The sequence below is a fragment of the Propioniciclava sp. LT294 genome, assembly GCF_059516005.1.
In genome coordinates this window covers 506,478-520,189 of the sequence record NZ_JCAKNG010000001.1, presented here as the reverse complement: position 1 = coordinate 520,189, position 13,712 = coordinate 506,478, and the positions used below count along the sequence as shown (strand labels likewise).

Genomic DNA, 13,712 nt, shown 5'->3' with positions numbered 1-13,712 from the left:
CTCAGGTGGCCCGCGGCCACGCGAGCGGTGCCCGGGAGGTGAACTCCCGGGCGCTGCCGTCCTCGGGGTCGGTGAAGGCGAGCGTCCGTGCGACGAGCCTGAGTGGGTTGGCCCGGTCCTCGGGGTCGTCGCGGACGACGGGGTAGAGCGGATCGCCCACGATGGGCGCGCCGAGTGCGTTGAGGTGGGCGCGCAGCTGGTGCGTCCGGCCCGTGGTGGGCTCGAGGAGGTAGCGGCCGAGGGTGCCGCGTCGCTCGACGAGGGTGATGCGGGTCTCGGCGTTCGGCGGTTCACCGGGGAGTTCCTGGACCTGGAGTGAGCCGCGACGCTTGATGAGGTGGCTGCGCACGACGCGGGACCCGGCCAGCTCCGGGGGCGCGGGGGCGAGTGCCTCGTAGGTCTTGCGCGCCTGCCGCTGGGCGAAGAGCTCCTGGTAGGCCGCCCGGTACCGGGGATGAAGGGTGAACAGCAGGACGCCCGCGGTGAGGCGGTCGAGTCGATGCGCCGGGGCGAGGTCGGGAAGGTCGAGTTGCCGGCGGAGCTTCACCAGCGCGGAGCGGTTGACGTGGTCGCCGCGGGGGATCGTGGCCAGGAAGGGGGGCTTGTCGACCACGACGATGCGGTCGTCGCGGTGCAGGACGATGAGGTCCTCCGGCTCCGGATCGACCGGCGGGTCCTTGTGGAACCACACCAGGGTGGCCGGGGCATAGGGCGTCCCGGGCCGGAGGGGGCGACCCGCGGCGTCCACGAAGCGCCCCTGGGTGAGCCACTGCTCGACGGGGACGCGCGGCGGCAGGCGGTCGCGCAGGAAGGCGTCCAACGTCGGCCACGGTGCCGGAGCGTCACCCACGCGCGCCGGCGTCCGAACCCAGACGGCGTCCAGTCCGTCCTGTTGCGCCAGGGGCGGACGCGCCCGACGCCGTCCCATCGGTCAGCCGGCGGAGGTGTCGCGCAGGAGCCAGGTGACGGCCTGCGCGCCGGTCCAGCCGTCGGGGTATGCGGCCTGCAGGCCCCGCGCGCCATCGAGGTCGGAGCCGAGGGTGATGGCGGGCACCTCCACGTAGCCGTCCTTGCGGCGCTGCGGCATGCCGATGTTGGCGAACAGCGCGTTGCACAGGCACTTGCGTCCGACGGTCTCGGACTCCTCGCCGCCCTTCTTGACGAACATGTGGACCGGCTCGGAGGCGCAGCGGTACACGATGGTGCCGTCCGGGCGCTCGGCGGGCTGGCGCAGGTAACCGAGGTCACAGATCCGGTTGCGGGCCTCGTAGACGGGCTGCTCCGACAGGGTGCCGCCGAGGTGGGCGACCTTGAACGGGAACCCCGTCGGAGAGGCGAGGGCGTCGTTCTTGACCTGGAGCGTGCCGGCGCGGAGCTCGTCGAGCAGCTCACCGCGGATCTCGTCGGTGAGGCCCGACTCGGACGCGAGCGCGAAGATCGTGCCGCACTGGACGCCCTCGGCGCCGGCCTTCAGCGCCGTGGCGACCTTCTCGGGCGTTGACCACGCGCCGGCCAGCCAGAACGGCAGCCCCAGCGCGACCATCTTCGCCACGTCGGCCTCGTCCTTGGCGGAGTAGATGGGTTCGCCCTGTTCGTTCAGCGTGAGCTTGCCCCGCGGTGGGGCGCTGTGCCCGCCGGCGACGGGTCCCTCGACCACGAAGCCGTCGGGGCGGATCTCGGGGTCGCGGGCCAGGTAGCCGCCCAGCACGTGCAGGGAGATGATGGCGAGGAAGTGGGGTCGCCGGAGGGTGGGGAGCTGGTCGCCGAGGTAGGTCTTCGGATCGAGGACGGCCGTGTGCGTCTTGGTCTGGTCCTCGACCTCGATGGTCATCCGGCCGGGGCGTCCGGCGGCGAACTCGGTGAGGACGCGGGGCATCTCCTTGGGGATCCCGGCGCCCATGAGCACATAGTCCACGCCGGCGAGCATCGCGCCGAGGGTCGCGGACAACGTCGCGGTCTGGATCTTCTGGAGGAAGTTGATGCCCACCACGCCGTCGTGGCCCTCCTTGGCCAGCCAGACCTCGGCGAAGTTGCCCACCAGGCTCAGCTCGATGGCCGGCCGGGTCGGTGCGATCGTGAGGGTGGGGTGCGGGCGATAAGGCTGTCCCTCGGCGCGCCCCTCAGGGAGGAAATAGGTAGCCAGAACGCGCTCGGCGATCTCGGGGAAGGGGAAGTGCGCGAGCGCCCGGCGGACGTGACCGCCCGGGTCCCCGTCCTGGAGGACGCGGGCGACGACGCCGTCGAGGGCGGTGCCGGACACCACCCCCAGCTGGCCGCAGCGTGCAACCGCATTGGCGAGTCGCCAGGAGGAAACGGCCACGCCCATCCCGCCTTGGATGATCGTCGGGTGCTGACTAGCCATGATGAATCCTCCGGGTGTGTGACACGGTTGAACCTACGCTAACGTAGGTTAGAGCTCCTGAAAAGCGCTGGTGACCTGTTGCAGGAAGTGTCTCGGTTGCGCGGCCCTGGGGTTCGGGTTTCGGTCGGGTTGGTTGAGTTGTGGTGGGTTTCGGGTTGCCGTGCTGCTGGGTCACGACACTCAGATTTGCCGCATCTGCGCCTCTTGGGAAGCCCGACACTCAGGTTCGCCACATGGGAGCGCGTGGCAAACCCGATCAGATGTGGCAAGGCGACGCATGGCTCCGGACGCCGTCACGCGGCACGCCGGACGCGGCTCTGGAGCACTTCCTTGTGGATCACGTGTCTCAGTGTGGCCGGGTGGTCCAACTCGGCCCACATCACCCGGACGAAACCGTAGCCCTGGCTGCGGATCCAGTCCTCCCGGCGCTTCTCGTCGACGAGCGCCTTCTTGCCCTCGATGCCCTCGTACTTCTGCTCGCCATCGAACTCGAGTGCCACGCGCCCGTCGATCAGGAGGTCGACCCGGTGCCCCGAGCCCGGGCCGCCGACGTTGACCTGGGGGTCGAAGGAGAAGGGGCCCGCCGCGACGATGGCGCGCAGCCGCGACTCACCGGGTGACTCGGCACGCCCGTCCGCCAGTTCGACAGCGCGCCTGGCCGAGCGGACCCCGCGACGGAGGCGTCCGCTCTGGAGGAGGGCCGAGAGTTCGTCGGTGGTGACGAGTCCCCGGTGGAGGGCATGGTCCATCGCCACCAAGCCGCTGGCGAGGCCGAACCGGGCCGCGACCTGGCACAGGGCGAGGGGGAGCGCAGCGACCCGGTGACGATCGACGGTCACGATCTGGTCGCCCGGACGGAGGACGTGGCGGTGGACTGTCTCATGCGCCTTGCTGCTCTTGCGTGGATCGAGGAGGTGGATCTGGCTCCACGGGACGCCGTACAGGTTGATCCCGTGCACGGCGAGCGCGGAATGGTGGCTGGCCGCCGAGAAGGGGTCACCGTCCAGGATCCCGCGGGTCACCAGGGCGTGGCGTGTCTCCCGAGTGTGGTTGTCGGGCAGCGGCAGGTAGATACCGCGGACGCTGCGCCTCAGCTCCCCGGCCCTGGTCAAGCGGGTGAGTTCCTGACGGTGGTGGCCCAGGGCCTTGGCGTCCGCGGCGGAGACGTAGCCCTGTCGGCGGGCCAGGTCGAGCATGTCGTTCATGGCCGGACGATGGGCGAACGAACCCGATTCCGGGCAGCGACCTTCGGCGCTGTGGACAACTGTCACGCATGTCGGCGGGTGTCCACAGGCGTGCCGAGCGGCCGGACGATCCCTGGGGGCGCCCACGCAGCGGTTTGCCACATCGGGCGGGTTTGCCACGCGCTCAGATGTGGCAAGTCTGAGTGTCGGGCCCCCACCCGCCCGGCCCCCACCTGCCCGGCCCCCACCCGCCCGGCGGGCACACGCCGACACCACGGCGACGAGGTGCCTACGGCGTACAGATCAGGTGTGCCACGAGGGCTGTCCAGCCGGTTTGGTGGGACGCCCCGAGCCCGGCCCCGGTGTCGCCGTGGAAGTACTCGCTGAACGTCGGGTGCTCAGCCCACAACGGGCCCGTGGGCTGGTGGTAGGGGTCACCCGGACGGCGGCCGTCCGGGCCCGGGCGGAACAGGTCGACCAAGCGACGTTCGACGTCGTAGGCCGCTTCCTCCAACGAGACCCAGTGACCCGAGCCCTTGGGCAACTCGACCGAGACATCCTTGCCCGAGGCGCGCGCGTACGTGTGCAGCGCATCGATCAACAGGACGTTCACCGGGAACCACACGGGACCGCGCCAGTTCGAGTTGCCCCCGAACATCGGCGAGTTCGACTCACCGGGGACGTAGGAGATCGGGATCCTCCGGTCGCCCACCTCGGCACAGTGGTCCGGCCCGTGGGCCGCCGACAGCGACCGGATCCCGTGCGGCGACAGGAACTCACCCTCGTCGAACATCCGGGTGAGCAGGCGCTGCAACCGGTCCTTGGGCACGACCGCGAAGGTCAGCTCCTGGTCGCCACCCTCGGGGGTCGACGTCAGCACTTGGGCCAGCCGTCCGGGGAACCGTCGCTGCAGCCAGCGCAGGCGCGCGGTGTAGTCGGTGAGTTCGTGCGCGACCCAGTCCGGCGCGACCGTGACCGCCATCAGGGGAAGCAGCCCCACCATCGAGCGGACCGCCAGCTTGTGCGACTCGTGGCCGACGTCATCGACGAGCACGTCGTAGAAGAACCCGTCCTCGTCGTCCCACAAGGCCGTCGCCTCGGGCCCGAAGGCGTCCATGGCCTCGGCGATCGCGACGAAGCGCTCCGTGAAGGTGGTTGCGAGGTCGTCCCAGGCGTCGTCACGCCGGGCCAGCTCCAAGGTGATCTTCAGCATCGAGAGGCAGAAGAAAGCCATCCAGCTGGTGGCGTCGGACTGCTCGAGCTCCCAGCCCGGGGGCACGTCGTGCGACCGGTCGATCACGGAGATGTTGTCCAGCCCCAGGAATCCGCCCGAGAACAGCTGCGTCCCGTTGAGGTCGGTCCGGTTCACCCACCAGCCGAAGTTCAGCAGCAGCTTTGTCCCGATCCGCACCAGGAACTCGTGGTCCCAGCCGCCGTCGGCCAGGAACACCTGCCATGCCGCCCAGGCGTGGACCGGTGGGTTCACGTCGCCGAAGTCCCACTCGTAGGCCGGCAGCTGGCCGTCGGGGTGCTGCGCCCACTCCCGGCACATCAGGATCAGCTGGTTCTTGGCGAACGCCGGGTCGACATGGGCCAGCGCCACGCAGTGGAAGGCGAGGTCCCACGCGGCGAACCACGGGTACTCCCAGGCATCCGGCATCGAGATCACGTCGGCGAGGTAGAGGTGCTTCCAGCCGGCGTTGCGCGCCCGCGGGGGCGGGGGAGCGGCGTTGGGGTCGCCCTCCTGCCATGCGGCGACCGGATAGCGGTAGTGCTGGCGCGTCCACAGCAGGCCGGCGAAGGCCCGGCGTGCGATGAGGACCTCCTCGTCGTCGGCCTCCGCCGGGATGACCGCGGCGTAGAAGTCATCCGCCTCCGCCCGCCGGTTCTCCAGGACGGAGGCGAAGGAGCGCCCGAACGGCTGCCCCTGGAGCGGCTCCTCGCGCAGCCGCAGGTCGACGGTCACGCTCTCGCCGGGTGCCACGGCATCGAAGTGGTAGCGGAACGCCACCTTGGTGCCGGTCCCGGCGGGGTTCAACAACGACGGGTCGCCGTGCACGATCGCCCGGTCGATGGCCGACTTGGGGTGCGGGCACCGGCGCGGGGTGTTCCAGGTCAGCTCGTCGTCCGTCTCGTTCTCGCAGAAGAGGACCTCCGGCTCGCCGTGGCCGTACAGGTGGTAGCGCCCCAGGAAGCCGTGTGTCGCCTCGACCGCCACCACGCCCCCGGGGGTCAACTCCGGTGGGTGCACCTGCCGGATCGCCGGACGCCGCTCGTCGCGTCCCCACGACCAGGTGTTGCGGAACCACAAGTGCGGGACGAGATCGAGCGGGGCGGCGTCCGGGCCGTGGTTGGTCGCGGTGATCCGGATGCAGATGTCGTCCGGGGAGGCCTTCGCGTGGGTGGTCACCACGTCGAAGAAGCGGTCCTCGGCCAGGATCCCCGTGTCGGCCAGTTCGTACTCGAGCTCGTCACGCGTCCGCGCGGCGCTCCCGGCGACCAGGTCGGCGTACGGGTAGGCGGCCTGCGGGTAGCGGTACAGCTGTTGGGCCCAGGAGTGGGTGGGCGTGGCGTCGAGGTCCCACCAGAACTCCTTGACGTCCTCGCCATGGTTGCCCTGCGGGTTCGTGACGCCGAACCAGCGCTCCTTGAGGCGGTCGTCCTGGCCGTTCCACAGCGCGACGGCCAGGTTCAGGAATCCGTAGCGGTCACACAGCCCGGAGATGCCGTCCGCGCCCCACCGGTACGCCCGCGTGTGGGCCTGGTCGAACGGGAAGGACGCCCACGCGTTGCCGTCGGCGGAGGAGTCCTCGCGGACGGTGCCCCACTGTCGTCCCGAGAGATAGGGCCCCCACAGGCGCCACGGATCGTCATCGGTCGGCGCTTCGGCAAGGCGGCGGTGCTCGGCGGTGGTTTGGGGCGCGCGCTTGGGTCGCATGCGTTCACCCTAGTCGCGCGCCATCCGTCCCGGCAGTGAGCACGCAGGCGCCCGGTTCGGCGAACGGTTCCAGGTGGACGTCGGCACCCGGCCCGAGCGCCCCCTCGACCAGCCCCTGGTGGATCGCGCAGATCACATCGGGGTGCGTCCGGACCGAGTCCAGGATCGGGCAGGTCAACAGGCGCACCGTCGCCGGCGACGCCTCATCGGTGACGGGGGTGAACCCCAACTCGTCCAGCACCTCGACCAGCGACCGCCCGTCCTGCGCGCGGCGGGCACCCCAGGACCGGCCGATCGCCCGGGCCTCCGCCACGGCGTCCGGCCGGTCGGCGAGGCGGGACGCGAGGGCGTCGACCAACTCGGCGTAGGCGGAATCGCCGGACTCCGCGGACAGGGCCCGGCGTCCCGCGGTCGTGATGGTCCAGGCCTGGGCGGGGCGTCCCCGCCCACCGGGGGACAGGGACTCGACGGTCGCGTGCCCCGCCGAGACCAGGGCCTCCAGGTGCTGCCGGGTCGCGTTCGGGTGCCCCCCGAGGTGGTCGGCGAGCGTGGCCAGGAGAGCCTTCGGGCCACGTTCCGCCAGCGCCCGGGCCACCCGCGCCCGCGCGGGGCTCAGCGGCTCCGCCGGTGCGGGAGCCGGGCCGAGTGCCGGGATGTCCATGGCGGGAGTCTACTCGAATATTTACACATGAGGGTGTATAAATATCGGTGAGGGCGGCCCCTCAGTGGACTCAGAGGGGCCGCCCCTCCCTGTCACCTAGGAGGAGAACCATGACCGACCTGAACATCACCGAGAAGAAGGGCGGCTGCACCTGCGGGCACCACGACGAGGACCTGCCGGTCCTCGACGCGCGCGTGATCCCGCACGCCATCCGTCACGCCTCGATCCTCGGCGCGGTCGCGTCGCTGACCCCCGGCCGTGCGCTCGCGCTCGTCGCGCCGCACAACCCGCTGCCGTTGCTGGCCCAGATCAAGGAGGCCCACGGCGACGCGATCGAGGTGTCCTACCTCGAGGAGGGCCCCGAGGCCTGGACGCTCAAGCTCGCCCGCGTCTGATCGGCACGTGATCGCGTGAGTCCCACCCAGGCGCCCGCCCCGCCGCGACCCACGGCGTCCGGCCGGCGCCCCGCGCGCGGCCGGGTCGCCCTGCTGGCGCTCGGCGGGGCCTGCCTGGTCGCGGGACTCGACGCCGCCCTGCTCGCCGTCGGCGTGTGGGCACCCGTGGACGCCGCGCACCTGCCCGGCGTCCACGGCATGGTGATGGTGCTCGGATTCATGGGCACCGTGATCGCTCTCGAGAGAGCCCAGGCGCTACGGCAGCCCTGGGCCCACCTCGCGCCCGGCGTGCTCGGAGCCGGCGGCATCACCCTTGCCGCCGGCCAGCACGCCCTGGGTCAGCTCCTGCTGGTGCAGGGGTGCATCCTCCTCCTGGCCGTCCACCTGGCGTTGTGGCGCCGCGCCCCCGTGCCGCTGGTGGCCGTCCAGGTGTTGTCGGTCGTCCTGGCCGGTGCTGCGGCGGCCCTCTGGATCGTCGTCGACCTCGCCGCGCTGATCTGCCTGCTGGCCGGGTTCCTCGTGTTGACGATCGCCGCCGAGCGGGCCGAGATGGCGCAGCTCACGATGGGCCGGCGAGCCGTCCCCACCCTGGTCGCGCTCGGTTCCTGGGTGGCGCTCGCCGCGGCGTCCACCCTCGTCTGGCCGGACGCCGGCGCCCGGGCCTTCGGGTTGGGCGTCCTCGTCGTCGCGACCTGGCTGCTCCGCGACGACGTCCCGCGGCGGATGATCCGCACCGTCGGGCTGCGCCGTTACAACGGAACGGCCCTGCTGGGCGGCTACATCTGGCTCGCCGTCGCCGGGCTGACCTGGCTGGTCGGCGGCATGCCGTCCGACGACGCCACGTACGACCTCGTCATCCACACCACGTTCCTGGGATTCGGAGTGTCCATGATCATGGCCCATGCGCCGATCATCTTCCCCACCGTCATCGCGCGCCCGTTGCCCTACCGGGGAGTCCTCTGGCTCCCGCTCGTGGTGCTCAACGCGTCCCTGCTCGCCCGTGTGCTCGGCGACCTGACCGGACGCGGCCCGCTGTGGACGGCCGGTTCCGTGGGGACCGTCATCGCGCTGGTGCTGTTCGCCGTGACGGCCGTCGGGGTGGTGGTCCGCGGTGAGTGAGGTCGGACGCCCCCGGGCAGGTCACCGTGGTGGTCGGAAGCGCCGGCTGCGCGACCAGGTCGCCCTGGTCTGGCTGGCATCCGCGTTCATCCTCACGATCGTGCACCGGTGGGTGCCATCGGCGGGCTGGCTCATGGTTCACCTCGTCCTGCTCGGTGCACTGTCGCACTCGGCGCTGGTCTGGAGCGAGCACTTCGCCCACACCCTGTTGCGTTCCCTGCCCGACGAGGACGGACGCCGCCGACAGGGCATCCGCATCGGGTTGCTCGGGCTCGGCTCGCTGCTGGTGTTCGTCGGCGTCCCGGGGGAGTGGTGGCCGCTCGTGGTCGCCGGCGCGACCCTGGTGTCGGCGTCCGTGCTGTGGCACGCGTTCCACCTCGCCGCGACGTTGGCCGGTGCCCTGCCGAACCGGTTCCGGATCGTCACCCGCTACTACATCGCCGCCGCGCTGTGCCTGCCCATCGGCGCGGGTTTCGGCGTGGCACTCGCCTTCGGCCTGGACGAGGAACTGCACGGACGGTTCCTCATGGCCCACATGGCGACCAACCTGCTGGGCTGGATCGGCCTCACCGTCACCGGCACCCTCATCACCTTCTGGCCCACCCTGCTGCGCGCACGCATGGACGACCGTGCCGAGGCCCTGGCCCGCAAGGCGTTCCCGTGGTTGCTGGGGGGTCTCGCGCTGCTGGTCGCCGGGGCGCTCGCCGGCAGCCGTCCGCTGGGCCTCCTGGGACTCGTCTGCCACGTCGCGGGCCTGCTCTGGTGGGGGCGAGCCCTCGCCCTCCCGCTCAGGGTGAAGGGCTTGCGCGAGTTCGCCCCGGCGTCCGTCCTCGCCGCGCTCGTGTGGGCCGTCGTCGGGCTGTCCTGGGTCGGCTGGCTGCTCGCCACCTCGCGCGCGTGGACGGCCATCACGGACGCCTCGTTGACCCTGGCCGCGGTGTTCGCCGTCGGGTTCGCCGCCCAGCTGTTGTTCGGTGCGCTGTCCTACCTGATCCCGAGCGTGATGGGCGGGGGGCCGTCCGTCGTGCGCGCCGGTCAGGCCTGGTTCGACCGGTGGGCCCTGTGGCGTCTGCTGGTCGTCAACGGCGGGCTGCTCCTGTGGCTGGTCCCCTCCCCGTCGTGGGTGCGGGTGGCGGTCTCGTCGCTCGTCGTGGTCGCGCTCGTCATGTTCCTGCCCCTGTTGGTGCTGGGGGCCAGGGCGTCCGCCAAGGCCCGGCGGGCCCTGCTGCAGGGGGAGGCGGGCGCCGCCCTCCCCCCGGCCGGTGCCCGTCCTGGTCCCGTCGAGACCGAACGCCGCCTGGGATCCGGCAGCCAGGCCATCGCCGCCGCCGCGGCGCTGGTCCTGGCCATCACGGTCGGGATCGGCGTGGACCCGGCGGCCGCCGGCCTGCCCGCCACGGTGGCCGTGCCCACGGCGTCCGAGGTGGCGCCGACCGGCAACACCACCCGCGTGGAGATCGTCGGCCAGGGCATGAGCTTCTCGCCGAACCGCATCACCGTCCCCCGTGGGAACCGCCTCGTCCTCGTCCTGCGCAACGACGACGCGACCACCGCGCACGACCTCGTCATCGGCGCCGCCCGGACGCCGCGGCTCAAGCCCGGTGAAACGGCGGAACTGGACGCCGGCGTCATCGTCTCCTCGACCCGGGGCTGGTGCTCGGTGGCCGGGCACCGCCAGATGGGCATGGTGCTGGACATCGTCGTCGAGGGCGACCCGGCCGACGCGACGGCCGCCGCGCCCGCCGATGGGCGCGGCACGCACGGCGGGGCCGGCGGTACGGGCGTGACGCCGATCCCCGGCGTGCCGGACGCCACGCTGTCCACGACGGTCGACCCCGTCCTGCCGCCGTTGGGGACCGAGCGCGTCCACCGGGTCACCTTCACGGTGACCGAGGTGCCGCTCGAGGTCGCGCCCGGCCTGTGGCAGACGCGCTGGACGTTCAACGGCGGGTCGATCGGACCCGCGCTGCACGGGCGCGTCGGAGACGTGTTCGAGATCACGCTCGTCAACGACGGGACGATCGGGCACTCCATCGACTTCCACGCCGGGGCGCTCGCGCCCGACCGCCCCATGCGGACGATCCCGCCGGGGGAGTCCTTGGTCTATCGCTTCACCGCCCAGCGCGCGGGCATCTGGATGTACCACTGCTCCACCATGCCCATGTCGTCGCACATCGCGGCGGGGATGGCCGGTGCGGTGATCATCGAGCCCGAGGGACTCCCCGAGGTGGACCGCTCCTACGTCCTCGTCCAGTCCGAGGTGTTCCTGGCCAACGCGGCGCACGAAGGGGCTCAGGCACGGGAGGTCGACGTCGAGAAGATCAACGCGGAGCGTCCCGACCGGGTGGTCTTCAACGGCATCGCCAACCAGTACGACCTGGCCCCCTTCGAGGCGAGGGTGGGCGAGCGCATCCGGTTCTGGGTGCTGGACGCCGGACCGAACCGTCCGAGCTCGTTCCACATCGTCGGGGGGCAGTTCGACACCGTCTGGACCGAAGGCACCTACAGGCTGCGTCGTGGCGAGGGGGCCTTCGGGGGGACGGATGGCGGCGCCCAGGTGCTGGCCCTGCAGCCGGCGGGGGGCGGATTCGTGGAACTGGCGTTCCCCGAACCGGGGCACTACGCGGTCGTCTCCCATGTGATGGTGGACGCCGAGCGCGGAGCCCACGGGATCGTCAAGGTCGAGGCGTAGCCCCGTCCGGGGCGAGTGACCAGGGCGCGGTCACCTGCAGCAGGCGCCCGCCCGGGGCGTCCTCCAGCAGCCAGATCGAGCCGTCAGGACCCTGCTCGACCTCACGGATGCGCTGGCCCATGTCCCACTGGTCGCCCTTGGTCGCACGGGTGCCGTCGAGGTCGACGCGGATGAGCGCCCGGCCCGAGAGCGCGCCGACGAAGGCATCGCCCTGCCACTGCGGGAACTGGGAGCCGGAGTAGATCATCAACGAGCCGGGCGAGACGGACGGGTTCCACCACACCGCGGGGGCCGTGAAGCCGTCGCCGTCCCGGTGGTCGGGGATCTCCCCTCCGCCGTAGTGCGACCCGTTCGACACGCGTGGCCAGCCGTAGTTGCCGGCCCGCTCGATCAGGTTGATCTCGTCGCCCCCCTGGGGCCCCATCTCGCTGGACCACAGCCGACCCTGCGCGTCGAAGGCGAGGCCGAGCGGGTTGCGGTGGCCGTGGCTCCAGATCTGGTCGGAGGGGGACCCGCGGTCGGCGAACGGGTTGCCGGGCGCGGGGTCCCCGTCCGGGGTGAGCCGGACGATGGTGCCGAGGGTGTTGCCCAGGTCCTGCGCGGGCTCCATCGCCTGGCGGTCCCCCGAGCTCACGAACAGGTACCGCCCATCGGGGGAGAACGCCAACCGATGGCTGAAGTGTCCACTGCCGGACTGCTTGGGGGTCTGTTGCCAGATCCTCGTCAGGCCCTCGAGGCGAGGAGTGTCGCCGGTGGTGAGGCGTGCACGTCCGACCACCGCCCCGCTGCCACCGTCGCCCTGCTCGACCCAGCTGAGGTAGAGGGTCTGGTCGGTCTCGAAGCCGGGGCCGGGCACGACGTCACCCAGGCCGCCCTGGCCTGCAGCGACGACAGCGGGGAGGCCCGCGACCGCGGTGAGACTGCCGGCATCCTGGTCGCGGAGCCAGAGCCTTCCCGGGCGCTCGGTGATGGCCAGCAGCGACGTGCCGGGAAGGAAGGCCATCGCCCACGGTTCGTCCAGCCGGGCGACCTCCGCCACCACGAAGGGGCGCCCGTCGGGGGCGAGACGGGGTTCGGGTGTCGCCCCCGCGGAGGGGTCGCCACCGCGCGGGGCGGACGCGCCCGGTGGTGCGGCGGACGTCGTCGGCGTGCTGACGCCCGGTGTCGAGCAGCCTGCCAGCAGGGCCGCGGCGGCAAGGGCGGCGGCCAGTCCCCGTGGTCGTCCCATGCACTGAGGCTACCCGCGGGGCGGGAGCGCTCGGCCCGGGGTGCTCGGCCCGGGGACCCGGCCCGGGGACCCGGCCGGGCCCGACACTCAGGCTTGCCACTCTCGAGGGGGTTCGCCACTGGGTTTTGTGTGACCTCGGTGAGTGTCGACGATCCCGGCCGGCGCGGATGTGGCCAAGGTGAGTGTCGCGCCGCCCGCCCAGGCGACCACACGCCTCCTCCGGACCGAGAAGGCATAGGATCGGCGCGTGATCGACGACTATGGGTTGGACCTCCCCCTTGTGCACGCCGGAAAGGTGCGACGCCTGTATGCCCTGCCGGACGCTGAGCCCTCGGACGACGGCCGCGCCACGGGCCGGTTCCTCATGGTGGCCACGGACGCCATCTCGGCGTACGACCACGTGCTGGCCTCGGTGATCCCCGACAAGGGTGCGGTGCTGACCCGCCTGAGCGTGTGGTGGTTCGAGCAGTTGGCCGACATCATCCCGAACCATGTGGTGTCCACGGACGTTCCGGGCCCGGTCACGGGGCGTGCCCTCATCACCGAGCGCCTCGCGATGACACCGGTGGAATGCGTCGTGCGCGGCTACCTCACCGGCTCGGGCTGGGCGGAGTACAGGCAGTCCGGAACGGTCACCGGGATCGAACTGCCGGACGGCCTGCGCGACGGGGATCGACTGCCCGAGCCGATCTTCACCCCCGCCATCAAGGCTGAGGTGGGCGAGCACGACGAGAACGTCCCGTTCGAGCGCATCGTGGAACTGCACGGTGCCGCTGCCGCCGAGGAGCTGCGCGCCGCGTCCCTGGCCATCTACTCCCGCGCCGAGGAGATCGCCCGCGAGCGCGGCGTCATCCTGGCCGACACGAAGTTCGAGTTCGGACGCCGTCCCGACGGCACACTCGTCCTGGCCGACGAGGTGCTCACCCCGGACTCCTCCCGCTTCTGGGACGCCCAGCAGTGGCACCCGGGCGGCGTGCAGCCCAGCTTCGACAAGCAGTTCGTCCGCGACTGGCTGGTCAACGAGTCCGGCTGGGACAAGGACTCGGACGTCCCTCCGCCGCCACTGCCGGCGTCCGTGGTCGCCGCCACGCGTGACCGGTATGTCGAGGCGTATGCGCGGCTGACCGGCCTGC

The 13,712-nt window shown here is 71.8% G+C and carries 9 protein-coding genes and 1 pseudogene; 4 read left to right on the top strand and 6 right to left on the bottom strand.

The features are described from left to right. Position 1 precedes the first annotated feature (1 nt). The 5 genes from AC5YDA_RS02415 to AC5YDA_RS02395 all read right to left on the bottom strand — a co-directional run bounded on the left by AC5YDA_RS02415 (position 2) and on the right by AC5YDA_RS02395 (position 7,145). Positions 2-808 (bottom strand): pseudouridine synthase, encoded by an 807-nt coding sequence (locus AC5YDA_RS02415; RefSeq protein WP_496189431.1) that lies wholly within the window; start codon positions 806-808, stop codon positions 2-4. 123 nt (positions 809-931) lie between these two features. Beyond that, entirely contained in the window at positions 932-2,362 is a 1,431-nt protein-coding gene (locus AC5YDA_RS02410) for a nitronate monooxygenase (protein ID WP_496189375.1), read from the bottom strand. A gap of 293 nt (positions 2,363-2,655) precedes the next feature. Beyond that, positions 2,656-3,567 (bottom strand): type IV toxin-antitoxin system AbiEi family antitoxin domain-containing protein, encoded by a 912-nt coding sequence (locus AC5YDA_RS02405; protein ID WP_496189376.1) that lies wholly within the window; start codon positions 3,565-3,567, stop codon positions 2,656-2,658. A gap of 268 nt (positions 3,568-3,835) precedes the next feature. Next, positions 3,836-6,484, bottom strand: a complete 2,649-nt coding sequence (locus AC5YDA_RS02400) for an MGH1-like glycoside hydrolase domain-containing protein (RefSeq protein ID WP_496189377.1) — start codon at positions 6,482-6,484, stop codon at positions 3,836-3,838. Between the two features lie 4 nt (positions 6,485-6,488). Continuing rightward, positions 6,489-7,145: a helix-turn-helix transcriptional regulator gene (locus AC5YDA_RS02395; protein ID WP_496189378.1), complete on the bottom strand. Its 657-nt coding sequence runs from the start codon at positions 7,143-7,145 to the stop codon at positions 6,489-6,491. Positions 7,146-7,255: 110 nt separating this feature from the next. On the opposite strand from AC5YDA_RS02395, the gene AC5YDA_RS02390 reads away from it, so the two are divergent. The 3 genes from AC5YDA_RS02390 to AC5YDA_RS02380 are packed head-to-tail and all read left to right on the top strand — an operon-like array spanning position 7,256 to position 11,351. After that, positions 7,256-7,540 (top strand): DUF2249 domain-containing protein, encoded by a 285-nt coding sequence (locus AC5YDA_RS02390; RefSeq protein WP_496189379.1) that lies wholly within the window; start codon positions 7,256-7,258, stop codon positions 7,538-7,540. 15 nt (positions 7,541-7,555) lie between these two features. Next, positions 7,556-8,659 carry a DUF8744 domain-containing protein gene (locus tag AC5YDA_RS02385; protein WP_496189380.1) on the top strand — a complete coding sequence of 368 codons (1,104 nt, stop codon included), beginning with the start codon at positions 7,556-7,558 and terminating at the stop codon, positions 8,657-8,659. Further along, positions 8,652-11,351, top strand: coding sequence for a multicopper oxidase domain-containing protein (locus tag AC5YDA_RS02380; RefSeq protein ID WP_496189381.1), 2,700 nt, complete (start codon positions 8,652-8,654; stop codon positions 11,349-11,351). Before AC5YDA_RS02385 ends, AC5YDA_RS02380 begins: the two co-directional genes overlap by 8 nt. On the opposite strand, the gene AC5YDA_RS02375 is transcribed toward AC5YDA_RS02380, so the two are convergent. Next, complete coding sequence (locus AC5YDA_RS02375) at positions 11,335-12,579, bottom strand: PQQ-dependent sugar dehydrogenase (RefSeq protein WP_496189382.1); 1,245 nt, start codon at positions 12,577-12,579, stop codon at positions 11,335-11,337. The genes AC5YDA_RS02380 and AC5YDA_RS02375 overlap by 17 nt on opposite strands. Positions 12,580-12,829: 250 nt before the next feature. Here AC5YDA_RS02375 and AC5YDA_RS02370 point away from each other — a divergent pair. After that, a pseudogene (locus tag AC5YDA_RS02370) lies at positions 12,830-13,708 on the top strand (phosphoribosylaminoimidazolesuccinocarboxamide synthase); the annotation flags it as partial. Positions 13,709-13,712: the final 4 nt, after the last annotated feature.